The organism is Pseudomonas sp. Os17 (assembly GCF_001547895.1).
Classification (GTDB): Bacteria; Pseudomonadota; Gammaproteobacteria; order Pseudomonadales; family Pseudomonadaceae; genus Aquipseudomonas.
Genome location: NZ_AP014627.1, coordinates 2,833,417 through 2,852,453, shown reverse-complemented (window position 1 = coordinate 2,852,453; position 19,037 = coordinate 2,833,417). Strand labels below are relative to the sequence as shown.

The 19,037-nt window shown below is 64.5% G+C and carries 18 protein-coding genes; 3 read left to right on the top strand and 15 right to left on the bottom strand.

Translation table 11 applies throughout. The annotated features are described in order from the left end of the window. Positions 1 to 127 precede the first annotated feature (127 nt). Positions 128 to 565, bottom strand: coding sequence for a DUF3995 domain-containing protein (locus tag POS17_RS12920; protein ID WP_060838911.1), 438 nt, complete (start codon positions 563 to 565; stop codon positions 128 to 130). A 96-nt stretch (positions 566 to 661) separates the two neighbouring features. On the opposite strand from POS17_RS12920, the gene POS17_RS12915 reads away from it, so the two are divergent. Beyond that, positions 662 to 1,048 (top strand): DUF2946 domain-containing protein, encoded by a 387-nt coding sequence (locus POS17_RS12915; protein WP_173655893.1) that lies wholly within the window; start codon positions 662 to 664, stop codon positions 1,046 to 1,048. Positions 1,049 to 1,136: 88 nt separating this feature from the next. After that, positions 1,137 to 3,272, top strand: coding sequence for a TonB-dependent receptor (locus POS17_RS12910; RefSeq protein ID WP_060838909.1), 2,136 nt, complete (start codon positions 1,137 to 1,139; stop codon positions 3,270 to 3,272). A 145-nt stretch (positions 3,273 to 3,417) separates the two neighbouring features. Here the strand turns inward: POS17_RS12910 and POS17_RS12905 are convergent, their stop codons facing one another. The 3 genes from POS17_RS12905 to POS17_RS12895 all read right to left on the bottom strand — a co-directional run bounded on the left by POS17_RS12905 (position 3,418) and on the right by POS17_RS12895 (position 5,242). Beyond that, a complete protein-coding gene (locus POS17_RS12905) occupies positions 3,418 to 4,431 on the bottom strand; it encodes an ABC transporter substrate-binding protein (RefSeq protein ID WP_060838908.1) in 1,014 nt (337 codons plus the stop codon). Positions 4,432 to 4,568: 137 nt separating this feature from the next. Next, the gene (locus POS17_RS12900; RefSeq protein ID WP_016962864.1) at positions 4,569 to 4,772 is read right to left on the bottom strand and encodes a hypothetical protein; all 204 of its coding nucleotides are present in this window, start codon (positions 4,770 to 4,772) and stop codon (positions 4,569 to 4,571) included. Continuing rightward, positions 4,772 to 5,242: a hypothetical protein gene (locus POS17_RS12895; protein WP_082729236.1), complete on the bottom strand. Its 471-nt coding sequence runs from the start codon at positions 5,240 to 5,242 to the stop codon at positions 4,772 to 4,774. The genes POS17_RS12900 and POS17_RS12895 overlap by 1 nt, the downstream gene beginning before the upstream one ends. 670 nt (positions 5,243 to 5,912) lie before the next feature. Here POS17_RS12895 and POS17_RS12890 point away from each other — a divergent pair. Continuing rightward, positions 5,913 to 6,143 (top strand): hypothetical protein, encoded by a 231-nt coding sequence (locus POS17_RS12890; RefSeq protein ID WP_060838906.1) that lies wholly within the window; start codon positions 5,913 to 5,915, stop codon positions 6,141 to 6,143. A gap of 104 nt (positions 6,144 to 6,247) precedes the next feature. Here the strand turns inward: POS17_RS12890 and POS17_RS12885 are convergent, their stop codons facing one another. From POS17_RS12885 to POS17_RS12840, 11 genes are all read right to left on the bottom strand, one after another. After that, positions 6,248 to 6,466 (bottom strand): hypothetical protein, encoded by a 219-nt coding sequence (locus POS17_RS12885; protein ID WP_060838905.1) that lies wholly within the window; start codon positions 6,464 to 6,466, stop codon positions 6,248 to 6,250. 118 nt (positions 6,467 to 6,584) lie between these two features. Beyond that, the gene (locus POS17_RS12880; protein WP_442963168.1) at positions 6,585 to 7,823 is read right to left on the bottom strand and encodes a methyl-accepting chemotaxis protein; all 1,239 of its coding nucleotides are present in this window, start codon (positions 7,821 to 7,823) and stop codon (positions 6,585 to 6,587) included. A 694-nt stretch (positions 7,824 to 8,517) separates the two neighbouring features. Beyond that, positions 8,518 to 8,922 carry a TraR/DksA family transcriptional regulator gene (locus POS17_RS12875; RefSeq protein ID WP_016962869.1) on the bottom strand — a complete coding sequence of 135 codons (405 nt, stop codon included), beginning with the start codon at positions 8,920 to 8,922 and terminating at the stop codon, positions 8,518 to 8,520. A 424-nt stretch (positions 8,923 to 9,346) separates the two neighbouring features. Beyond that, positions 9,347 to 10,369, bottom strand: a complete 1,023-nt coding sequence (locus POS17_RS12870) for an ABC transporter permease (RefSeq protein WP_060838904.1) — start codon at positions 10,367 to 10,369, stop codon at positions 9,347 to 9,349. Between the two features lie 69 nt (positions 10,370 to 10,438). Next, the gene (locus tag POS17_RS12865) at positions 10,439 to 12,004 is read right to left on the bottom strand and encodes a sugar ABC transporter ATP-binding protein (RefSeq protein ID WP_060838903.1); all 1,566 of its coding nucleotides are present in this window, start codon (positions 12,002 to 12,004) and stop codon (positions 10,439 to 10,441) included. An 86-nt stretch (positions 12,005 to 12,090) separates the two neighbouring features. After that, positions 12,091 to 13,017 carry a sugar ABC transporter substrate-binding protein gene (locus POS17_RS12860; RefSeq protein WP_060838902.1) on the bottom strand — a complete coding sequence of 309 codons (927 nt, stop codon included), beginning with the start codon at positions 13,015 to 13,017 and terminating at the stop codon, positions 12,091 to 12,093. A 53-nt stretch (positions 13,018 to 13,070) separates the two neighbouring features. Continuing rightward, positions 13,071 to 13,262, bottom strand: a complete 192-nt coding sequence (locus tag POS17_RS30945; RefSeq protein WP_082729861.1) for a hypothetical protein — start codon at positions 13,260 to 13,262, stop codon at positions 13,071 to 13,073. A gap of 288 nt (positions 13,263 to 13,550) precedes the next feature. Beyond that, positions 13,551 to 14,561, bottom strand: a complete 1,011-nt coding sequence (locus POS17_RS12855) for a Gfo/Idh/MocA family protein (RefSeq protein WP_060838901.1) — start codon at positions 14,559 to 14,561, stop codon at positions 13,551 to 13,553. A 34-nt stretch (positions 14,562 to 14,595) separates the two neighbouring features. Next, positions 14,596 to 16,533 carry a 3D-(3,5/4)-trihydroxycyclohexane-1,2-dione acylhydrolase (decyclizing) gene (gene iolD, locus POS17_RS12850; RefSeq protein ID WP_060838900.1) on the bottom strand — a complete coding sequence of 646 codons (1,938 nt, stop codon included), beginning with the start codon at positions 16,531 to 16,533 and terminating at the stop codon, positions 14,596 to 14,598. 142 nt (positions 16,534 to 16,675) lie between these two features. Further along, complete coding sequence (locus POS17_RS12845) at positions 16,676 to 17,497, bottom strand: TIM barrel protein (RefSeq protein WP_060838899.1); 822 nt, start codon at positions 17,495 to 17,497, stop codon at positions 16,676 to 16,678. Positions 17,498 to 17,533: 36 nt separating this feature from the next. Continuing rightward, positions 17,534 to 19,033 (bottom strand): CoA-acylating methylmalonate-semialdehyde dehydrogenase, encoded by a 1,500-nt coding sequence (locus POS17_RS12840; protein ID WP_060838898.1) that lies wholly within the window; start codon positions 19,031 to 19,033, stop codon positions 17,534 to 17,536. Positions 19,034 to 19,037 lie beyond the last annotated feature (4 nt).

The following is a 19,037-nucleotide window of genomic DNA, read 5'->3' as shown; positions in this document are numbered from 1 at the left end:
CACCACTCCATGTAGGAGCCGGCTTGCCGGCGAAGAGGCCGTTGCGCCTTGCAGCGAATCGGCTGGCGCCTTCGCTGGCAAGCCAGCGCCTACACAAGCCAGCGCCCACAGTGGGCTGGCTGGCCCTTCAGGCCCAGGCCAGCACCAGCAGCCCCGCCCCCAGCACCACGCACAAGGGTGAGTAGAACAGGGTGTCGAGACGGGCGAACTTCGAGTCGCGCACTTGCTTGAAGAACCCCACCAGTTCGGAGTCGCCAATGGCCCGGGCGAACATCAGCAGGGCAATGGCGCTGATCACCCATTGCAGGGACGGATGGGTCACGCTGGGCAGGTAGAGCCCGACCCGCAGGCACACCAGCATGGCCACCAGCAGCAGCCCCACCGCCACCAGCAACGTGGCCAGCGCCGGAGGGCGGAAGGCCGGCTGGCTCTGCCCGGGAAGCGGCCCCGGGACTTCGGGAATCACCGCGCCGCTGCCACGCTTGCCGCCGGCGGCCCAGTACAGATGGATCAGGCTGATGAACAGGAAAGTCCCGGACATTCCCTGTGCGAGCAGAAGATTCATGTTCAGACGTCCTTGTAAAAAATTCGTAAAGAGAATGGACTCGATTTCAGGTTTTTGTAAGTACGTTCGTCGCCTGCGATGGTAAAGTGCCGCCCCATGAAATTGACCCGCGCCGACCGCTCGCTCGTTGCCTGGATGCTTTATTGCTGCGTCCTGTTCAACGTGTTCGCCTGCAGCATCGGTCACGGGCAGATGCTCGGCATGCAGCTCAACGGCATTGGCGGGCAGTTCTGCAGCATCGATTCCGAAACCCGGGCGCCGTCGCAGCAACCGGCCGACCAGGACTCCCTGCCGACCCTGTCCAAGGCCTTCGGTTGCCCGCTGTGCTCCAGCGGCGGCATGGGCCCGGCGCTCAACTCCAGCCTCAATCTGGCGCTGTTGCCGCAACCCCAGGCGCCGCCGCTGGCCCGCCAGCTCCAGCCCCCTCTCCCGACCCGCTTCACCTGGCCCGCCGCCCATCCCCGGGCGCCGCCCTACGCCTGATTCCTGCTGGTGCTCAACCCGCCCACTGCGCTGCTGCGTGGCGCGTTCTGCTGGGCTTTTTTCCTAGTCAAGAATTCAGGATTCACCCATGAAACAGCTTCCTTTGCTGGCGAGCCTGCTGGCCTGCCTGTCCGTCAACGCCTGGGGCCAATCCGCCCTGGAACTGGCCCCCACCACCGTCAACGCCGAGGGCACGGACGTCGAGCCCGGCCTGAACCTGGAGCAGTCCAGCGGCATGGCCTCGCGCCTGGGCCTGAGCCTGCGGGAAACCCCGGCCTCGGTGGCCGTGGCCAGCCGCCAGGACCTGGAGCGCCGCGGCGCCCGGACCTTCCAGGACGCCGCCAATGCCCTGCCCGGGGTCAACGCCAGCGCGCCGCCGGGGTTCGGCGGTTTTGTCTCCTACCGCGGCTTCACCAGCAGTCAGATCACCCAGATGTTCAACGGCATCAATGTCGCCACCGGCCTGGCGCGGCCGGTGGACGCCTGGATCTATGACCGGGTGGAACTGGTGGGCGGGCCCTCGTCGCTGATCAATGGCGCCGGCTCCGTGGGCGGCTCACTGAACTACGTGACCAAGCTGGCGGACCGCCGCGAACAGGCGGCCGAGGGCCTGCTCGGCTACGGCAGCTACGACACCACGCAAACCGCTTTCGGGGTCAATCACGCCCTCAGCCCGGCCGGCGCCGAGGTGCAGCACTACGCACGCCTGGATGTCAGCCACAACACCAGCAACGGCTACATCGACCGCCAGGAGCGGGACGCCTGGAGCCTGGCCTTTTCGCTGCTCAGCGACCTGACCCCGGACCTGTCCCACACCCTGGCCGTGGAATACCAGGACGAACACGAAGACAGCCCCTACTGGGGCACCCCGGTGCGCAACCCCAAGGCCGGCGAGCTGAAGATCGACAAGCACAACCGCTTCAACAACTACAACGTCGCCGACGGCCTGTATGAGCAGCGCACCGTGTGGCTGCGCTCGATCATCGACTACCGGATCAACCCCAGCACCAGCCTGCGCAACACCCTCTATCACCTGGACAGCCAGCGCGACTACCGCAACCTGGAAACCTACCAGTACAACGCCGACAACAGCCGGGTGAACCGCTCCACCGCCTACCTGGTGCGGCACCAGGGCCAGCAGGACGGCAACCAGTTCGAACTGCGCCATGACGATCAACTGTTCGGCCTCGACACCACCTGGTCCGGGGGCTTCGAGTACAAGGTCAACAGCACCACCAACTCACCGTGGAACGTGCCGGCCAGCAACAGCGTCGACCCGGACAACTTCCAGCCGGGGTACTTCTATGACCTCAAGGGCACCCGCCAGGGCTGGGCCAAGGACAAGACCAACCAGGTCACCACCCGCGCCCTGTTCATCGAGAACCGCCTGGCCCTGACCGATGAACTGTCCCTGCTCAGCGGCTTGCGCTATGACGCCATCGACCTGGACGTGACCAACCACCGGGCGCTCACCGCCAGCAACCCGCGCCACCTCAAGCGTAACTGGGAGCCGGTCACCGGGCGCCTGGGGCTGACCTGGCAGTTCTTGCCCAGCGCCAACGTCTACGTGCAATACAGCACCGCCGCCGAACAGCCCAGCGGCACCCAGAACTTCGAGGTATCCACCGGCAAGCAATGGGAAGTGGGCAGCAAGTTCGACTACCTGGACGGACGCGGCTCCGCGACCCTGGCCGCGTACCGTATCGAACGCAAGGACTTTGCCGTCACCGATCCCCTGGACCCGGCCAACAGCATTCCCGTGGGCCAGCAGACCTCCAGGGGCATCGAACTGGCCAACTCGCTGCGGGTCACGCCCAAGCTGCTGGCGGAAGCCAACTTCGCCTGGGTCGAAGCCGAATATGACGAGTTCAACGAGAAGATTGCCAGCGGCGCGGTGGTCTCGCGCCAGGGCAACACCCCGACCAACGTCCCGGCGCGGGTAGCCAACCTGTGGTTGACCTATGACCTGGCCCCGAGCTGGCAGACCGGTGTCGACGCGCGCTACGTGGCCTCGGTGTACGCCGACAACGCCAACACCTTGCGGATGCCCGCCTACACCCTGTACGGCAGCTTCCTGCGCTATCGGGTCGACAGCCACACCGCGGTCACCGGCCGGGTCCGCAACCTGACCAACGAGGTCTACGGCCAGTTCGCCCATGTCTCCCCGGCTTACTACCTGGGCACCCCGCGCACCTTCGAACTGGCGGTGCAGACCCGCTTCTGACCCGCCTTGGGGGCCTCTTCGCCGGCAAGCGGCGCCTACGGGAACATCGCGCGGTGTCAGGGCGAGCGTAGGTGCTGGCTTGCCAGCGAAGGCGTCGCCATGGACGGTGCAAGGCCTGCGGGCCCTTTCGCCGGCAAGGCGGCGCCTACAACAGGGCAGCGGTGACTTTGGCGGCGACGTCCTGGGGCACCCAGTTGCGCCACAGATCAGGATGCTGCTTGAGAAAGGCCCGGGCCGCGTCCCGCGGCGTGCTGTGGTTTTCGCTCATCTGCGCCAGGGCCTGGTTGAGGGGCTCGATGGGCAGCTCGACCTGGCTGAAGAAGCTCACCAACTGCGGGTACCGCTTGTGGAATGGCGCAGACACGCCGATGGACAGTTTCGAGGCCAGGGAACGGCTCGGACGCGGGTTGGGGTTACTGGCGTCGGTCAGGGTCTTCCAGGCTTCGGCATCAAAGGGCGGCTCTTGCAGCTGGACCAGTTTGAAGCGCCCCAGCAGCGGCGTCGGTGACCAGTAGTAGAACAGGATCGGTTTGCCCCGACGGATCGAGGAGGTGATCTCCGCATCCAGGGCCGCTCCGGAGCCGCTGCGGAAGTTCACGTAGCTGTCCTCCAGACCATAGGCCTTGAGCTTTTGCTGGTTGACGATCTCCGAGGTCCAGCCGATCGGGCTGTTGAGGAAGCGGCCCTTGCCCGGCGTTTCCGGATCCTTGAACACGTCCTTGTAGCGGGCCAGATCCGCGACGCTGCGCAACTCCGGCGCCAGCGGCTTGAGGCCTCTGGCCGGATCGCCCTTGATCACGTACTCCGGCACCCACCAGCCTTCGGTGGCGCCCTTGACCGTATCCCCCAGGGCAATCACCTTGCCCTCGGCCTCAGCCTTGACCCACACCGGGCTGCGCCCGGCCCACTCTTCGCCGATCACCTGGATATCGTTGCTGGCCAGGGCGGTTTCCAGGGTGATGGTGGTGCCCGGCAGGGTGTCGGTGGGCAAGCCGTAACCGCTCTCCACCACGATGCGCAGGATCTCGGTGATCAGGCTGCCGCTTTCCCAGTTCAGGTCGGCGAAGTGAATCGGCTCGGCGGCCACGGCCGACGGCAACGGGTTCAAGCCGGCCAGGATCAGCAGGCCGCTGGCCAGCAGCGCTCGGAAGCCTTTCATGGGTTACACCTCTCGGAGTCGGGACCAGGGCCAAAAGGGACAAGCTGCACGAATGCGCGCGGCCCCTGAAGCATTGAGTCAACTGACTGTAGTAGAGGTTCCGTATTTTCCACCGGAGGCGATGCCGGGATCGGCCATCAAGGGTCCGCCGGCTCCTGCAAGCGCTGCAACTCGCGGCGCACCATGCTGGCGTAGGCCGCCGGACGCAGGTGATACAGCTCGCCGGCCACCCAGTTCAGCCAGGCGCCCTGCAAGCGGGGCTTTTCGGCGAACAGGCGCCGTGCCTCTTCGGCGGCGGCCTGTTGATGCTGGCGATGAAATTCGGCGCGGCCCTGGCTCATCACTCGCTGGCCTTGAAACTCACCAGCTCGCCCTTGCGGAATTTGGCGGCCTTGGCGGTGACGGCCTTGAGGGTCTTGGTCAGGCCTTCCTGCAATTGCTCGTTGGCGGCAAAGAGCGTCACCACCGAATGCCCTTCCTTGAAGACGATTCCCTGCCCCAGGGGACTGCTGACAAAGGCATAGTCGCCCAGGCCATAGACGGTGAGCTTGATCTCGCGAAAGCGGATCTCCAGCTTGCCGCCTTCCCGGCTGGGCAGCACGGCGGCGCGAAAATGATCGCCGACCTTGAGCTCCAGGCGTGGCTTGTCGTCCACCACCAGCGCCGTCTCGGTATCGATCTCGGCGACGTAGAAGCCTTCAGCGGATTGTTCGGTGATGTAGACAAAACGAGACTGGAACTGCTTGACCAACTTTGCGCGCAAATCACCCAACACGAACAACGCATGCATTTCAAGATTACTTACTGCCAAGGAACACTCCCCGATACTCAAAAGGGTGCCGCCCGAGAAAAAAGGACAGCACAAAAAACCGCCATGACGGCGTGATCACCCCAATCAGTTACCCAAAAAACACTCAAATGCAGCGGGTACTCCAGGCCACGGCGTTGGCGCCGGCGCTGAGCAACGGGCATTTCGCCGAAGCATCAGGCACAGGTCGAAGGCTGTAGGAGTAGGCTCTGACACCCCGAAAAGTGTGGCGGCGAATTATCTGGGGCGGGTACTGAAACAGGCCGGAAAGCCGGATATACCCTGAGATTGAATCCCCGGATCGGCAGCCACTTCGGGTTGCAGAGGCAATTCTAGAGCAACTTTGTGCATTTCGACCATTTAAAGCGAGCAATCCATGGCTGCCCGGCCGTTCATTAGTACAAAGACTAATGTTGCACACCAGTCGGTAATCTTGCCCGGAGTCGTCCACGCAGGCCCGGCATTCTAACCAGTAATACTCTGGTGCAGTGACGCGGATTGGCAGATTTAAGCGTCAGAAAGTTCAGTTAAGAGCTTCAGAACATTCGTTACCTAAAACCGCAATGACATAACTCAGCCCGTCACAACCCAACAACTGCCATACTCCGCCGCTGGTTGAGCGACCGCGGTACGGGCGCTCAAGCACTCACTCATCTCCAAGGGAAGGCTAGAAGTGACCGAACTAGATATTGGCGAGTTTTTCATTCGTGGCGAGTGCAGAGAAGTCGAAGGCGAATTCCAGGCCGTGATTGCCATGCGCGCCAAACCTCCACTGACTCAGATCACCTTCCACCAGGTGGAACGGGACCGCTGGTTCAAGACCTCGGAAGAAGCCCTGGCCGCTGCCAAGGCCTCGGCCAAGGCCCTCAAGCTGGCCATTGACCAGGGCGCCCTGAACGCCTGATCCCCCCTCTTCGCGCGAACCCACCCGCCGCCCTCGCCGCCCAGGCTCAGGGCGGCGACGGGAGCCCAACGACCCCGCCTCGAACCCCGGCGCCCGGCCAAGCTTCAGGCCGAGTGCCTGAACCCCTGGCGCGCCCCCTGGACCGCCGCCAGTTGCGCCTGCCATGCCTGCCGGCACTCCTCGGCCTCGGCCCGACTGGCAAACGCGGTGCCTCGCTGCTCGCCATTGACCAGCACCACCCAGCACGCCTTGCGCCCCTGGGCCCGCAGCGAAGCGGGAACGCCACTGCCAATCATCACTGCCACATCGACTTTGCTGTGCATGGAGCACCTCGCGGAATTAGTTAGCTCCCTAACGATGTCGAGATACTAATCACTTCCTGGCCTGTGTAACAGCCCCAATCTGCACAGCAGCGTTACCCCACGAGTAACAATCAGCCCCTCAAGACGTGCGCCGGGGGGTTGTCTGCTCGGGTTTGTAGCCCAGGCGCAGGCCGCCCCAATGCCGCCCCTGAACCATGATCGGCACCGACAGGTCATGCATCAGCTCGCCGGTATCGCGGGTGTAGGTCTGCAGCAACAACGGCTGCTGATGACTGCCGCAACGGATGCCGGTGCGGTCGGCGAACTTGCGCTTGCTGCGGTTGTGCAGGTTGTCCACCTGGGGATCGCCGGTCAGCGGCTGGGAGAAAATCTTGTTGTGGGTCGGTACGTAGCCTTCCTGGGTGCAGGCGATGGCGAACACCAGGCCGTCGTGGCGCGGCAGCAGGGATTCCTGGATCGGCGGCAGCACCTGGTCGGTGTAGCGGTCGAAGCGGGTCTGGTACTTGGGTGGGTGGGTATTGGCGATCAACTGATAATGGCGGTCGAACAAGTCATCGAGGCTGATGCGGTTCTGCGCCAGGTCGGTCTCGAACTGCTCGGCGATGCGCCGCGCGCCCTCGCGGGCCAGGTCGTAGATACGCTGGTGGTAGTCGTCCAGGCCCACCGCCGCCAGACGCTCGCTGATGGTCTCCGCCTGCCCTTCCATCTGCACCGCGGCCTCGGCCAGGCTGCGGGTCTGCTGGTCGCTGATGGCCAGGTCGCTGCGCATCTGCTCCACGGCGTGAAACAGGCTGTCGAGCTGTTCGCGATTGGTTTCGGCGCCCCGGGCGATCTCGCTGACCTGCTCCTCCACTCCCGCTGCCAGCCGCGCGATGTTGTCCAGATGCCGACCGGTGTGTTCCACCTGCTCCACTCCCAGGTTCAGGTCGTCGGACAGCTGGCGGATCTGCTCCACCACATCGCTGGTGCGCTGCTGGATATCGGCCACCATCACCCCGACCTCGTCGGTGGCCGTGGCGGTACGTCCGGCCAGCCCGCGCACCTCGTCGGCGACCACGGCAAAGCCCCGCCCGTGCTCGCCGGCCCGGGCCGCTTCGATGGCCGCGTTGAGGGCCAGCAGATTGGTCTGGCTGGCGATGGACTGGATCACCAGGGTCACCCGCTGGATCTCTTCGCTGCGCTGGCTCAAGGCCTCGATCAGCTCGCGGCTACCGTTGGCCCGCTGGCTCAGGGAGTGCATGCGGCTGATGGACTCGCCCAGCACCGTGCGCCCTTCGGCACTGCTGGCGTGGGCTTCGCTGGCGGCGCCCAGGGCCTGCTGGCTGAGCTGCGAGGTGACCTGTTCGGTCTTGATCATCACCTCGGCATTGCCAACGATGCGCGCCGCCGCATCGAGCTGGGACTGCAGCCGGCCTGCCAACTGGGTCACCGAATAGGCCACGCCCGCTGCGGACAGCGCGTTATGGGTGGTGCTGTAGGACAGATCGCGGGTCAGCGCCGACAGCTCATTGTCCGTTGCCACCGGCACCTCGGAGGCCTTGCGCGAGCGCAGCCGGGGCATCCAGATCACCAGCACCGCCAGCGGCAGGCACAGGTAAAGCGGCCAGTCGCCCAGGGCCTGGCCGGCGAACAGGCCCATCAGCGCTGCACTCTGCAACGATGGAAGCCACCAGCGGGCGGCGGTTTCGGGTGTTGCCAGCGACTGCGCGCCCGGCGCCGCTAGAGATCCATCTCTTGACATCTTGATCACCCCACATCGTTCTAATTGTTTGCGGCATTAGACGCCACTATAAGGCCATTAACCATGGTCCCTTAGTAGGAAGAAGAGCAGCGGCAAGCAGCAAGCTTCAAGCCGCAAGCGGCATGTGCGAGGCATTATTCAGAGTCTGCAGAGGCGGATGTTGCAGTAGATCAAGGGAAGTGGAGGCTGGGACATTGTGGCGGGGGCGCTGGCTCGCGCCCCAGTGCGCAGCGCTGGCTAGGCTGCGCACCCGGAGGCAAGGATGCACTTGAAACGCTTGCGGCTTGAAGCTGCAAGCTTGCGGCTGCTTTTAAGCCTGACGCTGATGCTTGTCGATCTGCTCGTGGCGTTCTTGGGCTTCGATGCAGTATTTGGTGGTCGGGCTGATCAGCAGGCGCTTGAGGCCAATGGGCTCGCCGCTGTCGTCGCACCAGCCGAAGGTGTCGTCACTGATCCGGCCCAGGGCCTGCTCCAGTTGCGGCAGCATGCGCTGATCGCGATCAATGGCGTTGACCAGCCAGGTGCGCTCTTCTTCGACGGAAGCGGCGTCGGCCGGGTCAGCCGGGGTGTCCAGGCTTTCAATGGCGATCCGGTTCTGTTCGATGCGCTCGTGGGTTTCCACCTTCATGGCTTGCAACAGGTCGCTGAAAAAAGCGTGCTGCTCGGCATTCATGTAGTCATCCGCCGGCATGGCCAGCAACTTTTCCTTGGTCATTGATTTCTCTATAAAAAATACGTGCATTAAGGCGAATTCAAACTGTTTCCGGTTGACCCGTCAGGTCATCAGAAAGGCGCCATACCTTCCAAGCGCCACCCGGCACTCAATTTACGAGGGGCGGCAGTCTAAGGCCGGTTTGAGGGCGCAGCAACTGAAATGACAGCGAATCTGTCCGACAAAGCGCACAAAGCCCGTAATCACGGGCTTTGCTGGCGCTTATCGGAGTGTGTTTATAACAAAAAATTCCATAAGCACCGCCCTTTTAGAAGACAAACGGCAGTACCGGACGGCGGATTCAAGCTTTTTACCCCTCCTTTCTTCCCCCCCGCAGGAGCCGGCTTGCCGGCGAACAGGCCAGCAAGCGTTGCATCGGTGTGTGGGCACCTGCGCTGGCCGGCCAGCGCCGACAACGGGCGCTGGATCAGCGCTTGAGCTTGCGCTTGTTGCGGTACTGGTCGATGACCACCGCCACCACGATGATCAGGCCCTTGATGATGTCCTGGATGTAGGCATCCACGCCGACAAAGGTGAAGCCGCTGGCCATGACCCCGAGGATCAGCGCACCGATCACCGTACCGGTGATGCGCCCCACCCCGCCGGCCAGGCTGGTGCCGCCGATCACCGCCGCGGCGATCGCGTCCAGCTCGTAGGACATGCCCATCCCCGCCTGCCCGGTGGCGGCCCGCGCCGAGGCCACCACCCCAGCCAGCCCGGCCAGCAGCCCGGCGATGCTGTAGACGATCACCAGATGCCGCTTGACGTTGATTCCCGAGGTGCGCGCCGCCTGCATGTTGCCGCCGATGGCGTAGGTGTACTTGCCATACTTGGTGTAGCGCAGGGCGATGTGGAAGATCACCGCCACCACCAGGAAGATGATCACCGGCATGGCCCCGTGACCGATGGCGGTGTAGGAATCCGAGAGCATGCTCACCGGCTGGCCTTCGGTGTAGTAGCGGGCCAGGCCACGGGCCGACACCATCATGCCGAGGGTAGCGATAAAGGGCGGAATGCCGGTGATGGCGATGATGCTGCCGTTGATCGCCCCCGCCAGCAGGCCCACCCCCAGCCCGGCCACCACGGGTATCCACACCGGCAGGTCGGTCAGGGACGGGAACACCGCCCGGGCAAAGTCCGAGGTCTGCGCCAGGCTGGCAGCGATCATCGCCGACAGCGCCAGCACCGAGCCCGAGGACAGGTCGATACCGGTGGTGATGATCACCTGGGTCACGCCGATGGCCAGCAGGCCGATGATCGACACCTGCAGGATCATCAGCACCAGGCGCTGGGAGTTCAGCAGGAAGCTCTGGTCACGAACGATCCAGCCGAACAGCTCGAACACCAGGCCGATGCCGATCAGCACCAAAAAAATACTCAGTTCGGTGGGAAAGCGCCGGCGCGCTCTGGCGGGCGCCACGGCCGGTTTGTTTTCAGACATCACGTTCATAACCACTCACCTTTGTTATCGCCTGACCGTGGCGCCTCAGCGCGCCGCCGGTTGCCATCGATTGAAGAATCAGTGCACCAGCGACATTCCGGACGCCAGTTGCATCACCCGTTCCTGGGTCGCTTCGCTGCGGTCGAGAATGCCCATCAGCTCACCTTCGTGCATGACCATGACCCGGTCGCTCATGCCCAGGACTTCCGGCAGTTCCGAAGAAATCATGATCACCGCCATGCCCTCGCTGGCGAGGAAGGCGATCAGGCGGTAGATCTCGGCCTTGGCCCCGACGTCGATGCCCCGGGTCGGCTCGTCGAGAATCAGGATCCGCGGGTTGGTCATCAGCCAGCGCGCCAGCAGCGCCTTCTGCTGATTGCCCCCGGACAAGGTGTCGATACATTGCTCCAGGGACGGGGTCTTGACCCGCAGCTTCCTGCACATGTCCTCGCACAGGGCACGCAGGGCCTTCTGCTGGACAAAACCGCCGCCGGCGTAGTGCGGCAGTACCGCCACTTCCATGTTTTCCAGGACCGACAGGCAGGGGAACAGGCCGCTGAGCTTGCGATCCTCGGTGAGCAGGGCAAAGCCCTTCTCGATCGCCCGGTGCGGGTCGCTGATGCGCAGGGGCTGGCCGTCGAGGTGAATCTCGCCGGCGTCACTGGGGGTGATGCCGAACAGGGTTTCGGCGACATTGGTCCGGCCCGAGCCCATCAGCCCGGCGATGCCGAGGATCTCCCCGGCGTGCAGGTCGAAGGACACGCCGTCGAACACCCCGTCCAGGCGCAGGTCGCGGACCTTGAGCAGCAGGTCGCCAATGGGTTTCTCGCGTTGGGGAAACAGCTGGCTCAGCTCGCGCCCCACCATCATCGAGATCAGGCTGTCGCCGTCCAGGCTGTCGGCCCGTTGCAGGCCGATGTAGGCGCCATCGCGGAACACCGCCACCTCATCGGCGATGGCGAACACTTCGTTCATCTTGTGGGTGATGTAGATGATGCCCTTACCCTGGGCCTTGAGGTCGGCAATGATCGAGAACAGGTGCGCCACCTCCTTGTCGGTGATGGCCGAAGTCGGCTCATCCATGATCAGCACGTCGGAGTCGTAGGACACCGCCTTGGCGATCTCCACCATCTGCCGCTCGGCGATGCTCAGGTTGCCCACCTGTTCCTCCGGGTCCAGGTCGATGCGCAGGCGCGCCAGCAAGGCGGCGGTGCAGCGGTGCATTTCGCGGTGATCGATCAGGCGCAGGCCGTTGAGCTGCTCGCGGCCGATCCAGATGTTCTCGGCGATGCTCATGTGCGGCATCAGGTTGAGTTCCTGGTGGATCATGGCGATGCCCGATTGCAGGGCCTGCAGGGGCGTGTCGAAGACCACCGGCCGGCCCTTGAGGCGCAGTTCACCGGCATCCGGCTGATAGATGCCGGCGATGATCTTCATCAGGGTCGACTTGCCGGCGCCGTTCTCGCCCATCAGCGCCAGCACCGTTCCCGGGCGTACCCGCAGTTGCACATCGGACAGGGCCACCACACCGGGAAAGCCCTTGCTGACGTTGATCACCTCCAGCAGGTAAGGCTCCTGGGTCGCCGGGGTGGCAGGCTGGACGGCGGCCAGCGGGGTGCTTGAGGCAGTCGCGCAAGAGAACATGATCAGCTACTCCATCGGCGCGGCGGCCCGGGGCCGCCCCGCTACTTTATTGTTGTGATGTAACAGCCCTTGGCAAAGGCGCGGCGTTACTTGAACTGGTCGATGTTTTGCGGGGTGATCAGGCGATAGGGAATCCACACGGCCGGCTCCACCGGCTCATGCTTGATCATCTTCACCGCCGTATCGATGGAGCCGTCCGCCTGGCCCTTGGCGTCCTGGAACACCGAGATCGCCAGGTCGCCCTTCTTCACCGCACGCAGGCCGTCGGGGGTGCCGTCGACCCCGGCGATCAGCACACTGCCCTTCTCGACCCCGGCCTGCTTCAGCGCCATGGCGGCACCAATGGCCATTTCATCGTTGTTGGACACCACCGCATCGAACTTGCGGCCCTGGGTCAGCCAGTCGTTGACCAGGGTCATGCCCTTGTCCCGCAGCCAGACCCCGGTCTGTTCCTGATCGACCTTGATCCCCGGGTAGCGGGTCAGCACCTCCTTGACCCCCTTGGTGCGGTTGGCGGTGGAGTTGTTCGCCAGATCGCCCAGCAGGATCACGATGTCGCCCTTGCCGCCCATTTTTTCGGCCAGGTACTGCATCTGCATCTTGCCGGCCTCCAGGTCGTCGGAGGCCACGGTGACCACGCCCTTGGGCAGGTTCAGGTCATCCGGGCGACGGTTGACGTACACCAGGGGGATGCCGGCCTTGACCGCGGCCTCGGTGATTTTGCGGGTGGCCGCGGTGTCCACCGGGTTGACCACGATGGCGTCGACTTTCTGGCTGATGAAGTTCTCGACCTGGCTCAACTGCTTGACCACGTCGCTGCGGGCGTCCTCGAACTGCAGCTTGACCCCGTCGGGCAGGGACTTGGCTTTCTGGTCCATCGACTCGCGCAGGTAGGTCAGCCAGGTGTCATCGAACTGCGACATGCTCACGCCGATCTTGATGTCGGCCAGCGCCGCCCCGCTGGTCAGCAGCAGCGACAGCGCGAGCGAGGCAAAACGGATCTTGGTGTTCATAACAGGTCTTTCTCCACATTCTTGTAGGTTTTATGGATAAAGCGCAGAACGACTCAGAGCGGCAGGCGCACCACCGGCGCGCCGGGAACGCAGCACAGCAACGCACCGTTGCGCTCTACGCAGAGAAAGCCGAGGCAGGTCAGGACAATGGCGCAGCGGCGGGCCCGAGGGGTCACAGCGGCGGGCGCAGAGGAGAAGCGGAACGCTGAAGCGACAGCGAGGACAGCGGATTTGAAGGTTTTCATCGACGGTACCTGTTTGTTTTTGTGGGTCGGTGCACACCGCGCTCAAAGCCTGTTCGAGGGGTTTGCAACCTAGCTAGTCGGCAACCTGGAAATGACTTTATTGGAAAATAATTTCTATATCAACTCATTTTAGAATTTTATTCTAAATCGGTTTTCCCCCCGGAAAACCGCTGCTGCACGACGGCTGCACGCCCAAGACCTGCGCTTGATGCAAGGCCTCCTTGGCCGGCCAGCCGGCTTGCCAGCGAAAGCGCCCTGCAAGGGTTGCTTCGCCGGCAAGGCTGGAGCTCAGGCGTAGAAGCCGGGACGCTCTGGCAGCTCGATCTTGACGATCTGGCCGCTGTTCTGCGCTTCGATACAGGCGTCGGCCGCCACGGCGGCAGCAAAGCCGTCCCAGGCCGAAGGCCCGCCCACCCGACCGCCGCGCACGCCGTCGATAAAGGCCTGCAGCTCGACGTCATAGGCGGCGATAAAACGCTCCTTCCAGTCCATCAGGATGGCGTTGGACAGCTTGGCTTGGCTGCGCAACTGCACCTGGGACGGCTCCGGCAATCTGGCGATGCCGCTCTCCCCCACCACTTCGCACTGGATGTCGTAGCCGTACTGGCAGTTGACGAAGACCTCGACGTCGATCCGCGTGCCACGGGCGGTTTCCAGCAGCACGATCTGCGGGTCGCGCAAATGGGCCAGGGCCTTGCTGGTCTTGCGCGGGAACACCACCTGCACCGACACATAGTCGTCGGCCAGCAGCCAGCGCAGCACGTCCAGCTCATGGATCAGGGTGTCAGTGATGGCCATGTCGGTCTTGTAGTTCTCCCCCACCCGCGGGTTGCGGTGGGCGCAGTGCAGCATCAGCGGCTCGCCGATCTGCCCGCTGTCGATCACCGCCTTCAAGGCCTGGTAGCCGGCATCGTAGGGGCGCATGAAGCCCACCTGCACCAGGCGCTTGCCGTGGGCGATTTCAGCCTCGACGATGCGCCGGCAACCGGCGGCGGTCACCGCCAGGGGCTTTTCACAGAACACCGGCTTGCCCGCGGCAATCGCCGCCAGCACGAACTCCTCGTGGCTCGGCCCCCAGGAGGTGACCAGCACTGCCTCGACGTCCGCCGCCTTGATCAGCGCGTGGCCGTCCGGGTAGACCTCGGCAGTGAGTTTGAGGTCGCTGACCACCTTGGCCGCCGACGCCAGGTTGATGTCGGTGACCGCCACCACCTGGCTGCCCAGCAGGGTCTGGCTGCACCGACGGATGTGATCCTGGCCGATGGCCCCGGTGCCGATAACGCCAAGTTTCAAAGACATGCAGATACTCCTGTTGTTGTTCGTTGCAGAGCGATCAGTACTGCCGGGCCTGGGCCAGGCGTTCATTGAGGGTCTTGGCCGCCGCATCGGTGCGCGCGCTGGTGGACACCTGGGCCACGCCCACCCGCCACCAGGACAGGTAGCTGTGGATCATGGTCTTGGGCAGGACCTTGATGTCGATCAGGGTCGATACCGTCTGGGTCCGGGCATCGGCCAGGGCCGCCAGCAACTGCTCCTCGTTGCTGACCTTGTAGGTCTTGCAGCCGTAGGCCGCGGCGCTCATGGCGAAGTCCACCGGCACAAAGCCGCCGTCGAGCTTGCCGCTCGAAGGGTTGCGGTAGCGGAACTCGGTGCCGAAGCTGTCCATGCCGTGGCCCATCTGCAGGTTGTTGATGCAGCCGAAGGTCATGTTGTCCAGCAGCACCACGTTGATCTTGCGCCGCTCCTGGATCGAGGTGACCAGTTCCGAATGCAGCATCAGGTAGGAACCGTCGCCCACCAGGGCGTACACCTCGCGATCCGGCTCGGCAAGCTTGACCCCCAGGGCCGCGTTGACCTCGTAGCCCATGCACGAATAGCCGTATTCCACGTGGTAGCTGTTGACCGCCCTGCTGCGCCAGCTGCGCTGCAGGTCGCCGGGCAGGCTGCCGGCGGCGGCAACGATGATGCCGTCCTCGGGCAAGGCCTGGTTGAGCAGCCCGAGCACCCGGCTCTGGGTCAGGCAGGAGCCGGTCAGTTCGATGAATTCGCGCAGCACCGCCGGGTCCAGGTGGTCGTTGATTTCCGGCACGAAGCCCTGGTCCTGGTATTGCAGCTGGTAGAGCCGGTCGACCTCGGCCTCCAGTTGCGCCCGGGCCTCGCCGATCTGCCCGCCCCAGGCTGCCCGGTAACCGCTGCGGCCCAGGGTTTCGCCCAGGGCCTGCAAACCGGCCTGGGCATCGGCCAGCAGTTGCACGCCCTCCATTTTCAGGCTGTCGCCAGGGCAGACATTGAGGTTGAGAAATTGCACCTCCGGGTGCTGGAACAGCCATTTCGACGAGGTGGTGAAGTCGCTGTAGCGGGTGCCGACGCCAATGATCAGGTCGGCTTCCCGGGCCAGCAGGTTGGCCGCCAGGCAACCGGTTTCGCCGATCCCGCCAACGTTCAGCGGGTGCTCGGAAACCACCGCGCTCTTGCCCGCCTGGGTTTCCGCGAAGGGAATGCCGAAGCGTTCGGCAAAGGCCTGCAAGGCCCGGTTGGCCCCGGAGTACTTGACCCCGCCGCCGCAGATGATCAGCGGCTTGCGCTTGCCCTCGAACAGCGCCAGGGCATCGCTGAGCATGGCCTCGGTGGCCGGGCGGCGGTCGATGCGGTGCACCCGCCGGGCGAGAAAGGCGTCCGGGTAATCGTAGGCTTCGCCCTGCACGTCCTGGGGCAATGCCAGGGTCACGGCGCCGGTCTGCGCCGGGTCGGTGAGCACGCGCATGGCGTGGATCGCCGCGCTCATCAGTTGCTCGGGGCGGTTGATCCGGTCCCAGTATTGGCTCACGGCCTTGAAGGCATCGTTGGTGCTGATGCTCAGGTCATGGAACTGCTCGATCTGCTGCAGCACCGGGTCCGGCTGGCGGCTGGCGTAGACGTCCCCCGGCAGCAGCAGCAACGGAATGCGGTTGGCGCTGGCGGTGGCCGCCGCGGTCAGCATGTTGGCCGCGCCGGGGCCCACCGAGGAGGTGCAGGCGTAGATCTTGCGCCGCAGGTGCTGCTTGGCGAAACCGATGGCGGCGTGGGCCATGCCCTGCTCGTTGCGGCCCTGGTGCACCAGCAGCTCGCCACTGTCCTGCTCCAGGGCCTGGCCCAGGCCGAGCACGTTGCCGTGGCCGAAAATGGTGAAGACCCCGGCGATGAACTTGCTCTGGACCCCATCCACCTCGACGTATTGGTTATCGAGGAATTTCACCAGGGCCTGGGCCATGGTCAAGCGTGTCGTACTCATGGTTTGCACCTTATTCATGATGTGAAGCCAACGGCCCTGCCAATACTCCCGTAGGAGCTGGCTTGCCAGCGAAAGCACCTTCGAGACTTGCCCCCCTGTGGGGCCCCTTCGCCGGCAAGCCGGCTCCTACATGAGGGCGGCGTCAAGTCAGGGATTGCTGCAGGTGGGCCATGCTCGCCCCAATCGCCTGCTGGATGTCCGCCAGCCCGTGCACGCTCTCGGCAAAGGGCTCGAAGGACAGGTAGCCGCTGTAGCCATTGCTGCGCAAGGTATCGATCTGCGCCGCATTGCCAAGGATGTCCGCCTCGCCCACCAGCACCCGATGGCCGTCGCGAATGCGGTTGAGCGGCGCCTGGCGATCCTCGACCCCGGAGATGTGCACCAGCCCGGTCAGCTCGGGGAAGAACTCATGCTCGCCGGCCAGGTGGTGGTGGAAGGTGTCGTGCACCAGGCGCAACACATCCAGGCCGCCGATGGCGCGGATCGCCTCCACCGCCGTGCGCTTGTGGCGCAGCGCGCATTCCTCAAAGCCCAGGGGCTCGATCAACCCCAGCAGGCCGTGCTCCCGCAGGATCGGCGCCAGTTCGCTCAGGGCCGTGCGCAACGCGCTGCTGCGCTGGGCCTCGCCGCGCGGGTCGGCAGGGTCATTGAGCGGGCACAGCACCAGCCCCTCGGCGCCGCAGGCACGGGCATAGGCGGCCAGTTTCAGGGCCTGCCGGCGACGCTCGTCGTTCCACACATCGAAGGGGTACAGGGCGTTGATCGACAACACCTTGAGCCCCTGGGCCGCGCACAACTGGCGGACCCGTTCGGGCGGCGTGCCGTCCTCGATTTCCACGCCCGCAAGGTCATTGCGGATCTCAATGGCATCGACCTTCAGCGTGCGCGCCAGGTCGATGAACTGCGGCAGTGACAAACCCGGTGCAACCATACGATTCAGGGCGAAACGCAGGGGCTGGCTCATTCTTCTTGTTCTCCCAAATCCATACCGTCGAGGCAGTTACTTGGCGGTCGGCATGCTGAATTCCGGGCCCTTGGCGATGCTCTCGGGCCAGCGCTGCATCACGCTCTTGTAGCGGCTGTAGAAACGCAGGCCTTCCTCGCCGTAGGCATGGTGATCGCCGAACAGCGAACGCTTCCAGCCACCGAAGGAATGCCAGGCCATGGGCACCGGAATCGGCACGTTGATGCCCACCATGCCGACCTTGATGCTGCGGGCAAAGGCCCGGGCCACGCCGCCGTCGCGGGTGAAGCAGGACACGCCGTTGCCGAATTCATGGGCGTTGATCAGCGCCACCGCGCTGGCAAAGTCGGGCACCCGCACAATGCCCAGCACCGGCCCGAAGATTTCCTGCTGGTAGATGCTCATTTCGGGAGTGACCTGGTCGAACAGGGTGGCGCCGACAAAAAAGCCCTGCTCCGCCCCCGGCACCTTGAAGCCGCGTCCGTCCACCAGCAGCTGTGCGCCCTGGGCCACGCCCTGGTCGATAAAGCCTTCAACCCGGGCCTTGTGCTCGGCGGTCACCAGCGGCCCCATGTCGCTGTCGCCCTGCAAGCCGTTGCCGACCTTGAGCTGGTCGATGCGCGGCAGCAGCCTGGCGATCAATTCGTCGGCCACCTCGCCCACCGCCACGGCGATGGAGATGGCCATGCAGCGCTCGCCGGCCGAGCCGTAGGCCGCGCCGATCAGCGCGTCGGCGGCCTGCTCCAGGTCGGCGTCAGGCATCACGATCATGTGGTTCTTGGCCCCACCCAGGGCCTGCACGCGTTTGCCTCGGGCGCTGGCCTGCTGGTGGATGTACTCGGCAATCGGCGTCGAACCGACAAAGGAAATCGCCTCGATGTCCGGGTGCTGGAGCAAGCCGTCCACCGCGCTCTTGTCGCCCTGGACCACGTTGAACACCCCTTCGGGCAAGCCGGCTTCGGTCAACAGGCGCGCCAGCAGCAGGCTGGCGGACGGGTCGCGCTCGGACGGCTTGAGGATGAAGCAGTTACCGGCGATCAGGGCGAGGGGGATCATCCACAGCGGCACCATCACCGGGAAGTTGAACGGCGTCACCCCGGCGCACACACCCAGGGGCTGGCGCAGGTTCCAGTTGTCGATGCCGCCGCCGATGTTGTCGCTGAAATCGGTTTTCAGCAGGCTCGGTGCGCCACAGGCGTACTCGACGATCTCGATGCCGCGGGTCACTTCGCCCATGGCGTCGGCCAGCACCTTGCCGTGCTCGCGGGTGATGATCTGCGCCAGCTCCTGGTGGTGCCGATCCAGCAGTTCCTTGAACTTGAACATCACCCGCGCACGGCGCAGGGAGGACTGTTCGGACCAGGCCGGGAACGCCTTCAGCGCCGACGCCACCGCCGCGTCCACGGTCTGCTGGGCGGCCAGCGCCACGCGGGCCTGGACCGCGCCCGTGGCCGGGTTGAACACCGGGCTGAAACGCTCGCCGGCGTCCTGCACCTGGCCGTCGATGTAATGGCCGATTACCGGGGTGTCGCTCATTGTT

What these genes read in the sequence shown, in the direction of transcription:
- POS17_RS12920 (WP_060838911.1), bottom strand. Translation starts at nt 565, where the DNA reads ATGAATCTTCTGCTCGCACAGGGAATGTCCGGGACTTTCCTGTTCATC.
- POS17_RS12915 (WP_173655893.1), top strand. Translation starts at nt 662, where the DNA reads ATGAAATTGACCCGCGCCGACCGCTCGCTCGTTGCCTGGATGCTTTAT.
- POS17_RS12910 (WP_060838909.1), top strand. Translation starts at nt 1,137, where the DNA reads ATGAAACAGCTTCCTTTGCTGGCGAGCCTGCTGGCCTGCCTGTCCGTC.
- POS17_RS12905 (WP_060838908.1), bottom strand. Translation starts at nt 4,431, where the DNA reads ATGAAAGGCTTCCGAGCGCTGCTGGCCAGCGGCCTGCTGATCCTGGCC.
- POS17_RS12900 (WP_016962864.1), bottom strand. Translation starts at nt 4,772, where the DNA reads ATGAGCCAGGGCCGCGCCGAATTTCATCGCCAGCATCAACAGGCCGCC.
- POS17_RS12885 (WP_060838905.1), bottom strand. Translation starts at nt 6,466, where the DNA reads ATGCACAGCAAAGTCGATGTGGCAGTGATGATTGGCAGTGGCGTTCCC.
- POS17_RS12880 (WP_442963168.1), bottom strand. Translation starts at nt 7,823, where the DNA reads ATGATCAAGACCGAACAGGTCACCTCGCAGCTCAGCCAGCAGGCCCTG.
- POS17_RS12875 (WP_016962869.1), bottom strand. Translation starts at nt 8,922, where the DNA reads ATGACCAAGGAAAAGTTGCTGGCCATGCCGGCGGATGACTACATGAAT.
- POS17_RS12870 (WP_060838904.1), bottom strand. Translation starts at nt 10,369, where the DNA reads ATGAACGTGATGTCTGAAAACAAACCGGCCGTGGCGCCCGCCAGAGCG.
- POS17_RS12865 (WP_060838903.1), bottom strand. Translation starts at nt 12,004, where the DNA reads ATGTTCTCTTGCGCGACTGCCTCAAGCACCCCGCTGGCCGCCGTCCAG.
- POS17_RS12860 (WP_060838902.1), bottom strand. Translation starts at nt 13,017, where the DNA reads ATGAACACCAAGATCCGTTTTGCCTCGCTCGCGCTGTCGCTGCTGCTG.
- POS17_RS30945 (WP_082729861.1), bottom strand. Translation starts at nt 13,262, where the DNA reads ATGAAAACCTTCAAATCCGCTGTCCTCGCTGTCGCTTCAGCGTTCCGC.
- POS17_RS12855 (WP_060838901.1), bottom strand. Translation starts at nt 14,561, where the DNA reads ATGTCTTTGAAACTTGGCGTTATCGGCACCGGGGCCATCGGCCAGGAT.
- iolD (WP_060838900.1), bottom strand. Translation starts at nt 16,533, where the DNA reads ATGAGTACGACACGCTTGACCATGGCCCAGGCCCTGGTGAAATTCCTC.
- POS17_RS12845 (WP_060838899.1), bottom strand. Translation starts at nt 17,497, where the DNA reads ATGAGCCAGCCCCTGCGTTTCGCCCTGAATCGTATGGTTGCACCGGGT.
- POS17_RS12840 (WP_060838898.1), bottom strand. Translation starts at nt 19,033, where the DNA reads ATGAGCGACACCCCGGTAATCGGCCATTACATCGACGGCCAGGTGCAG.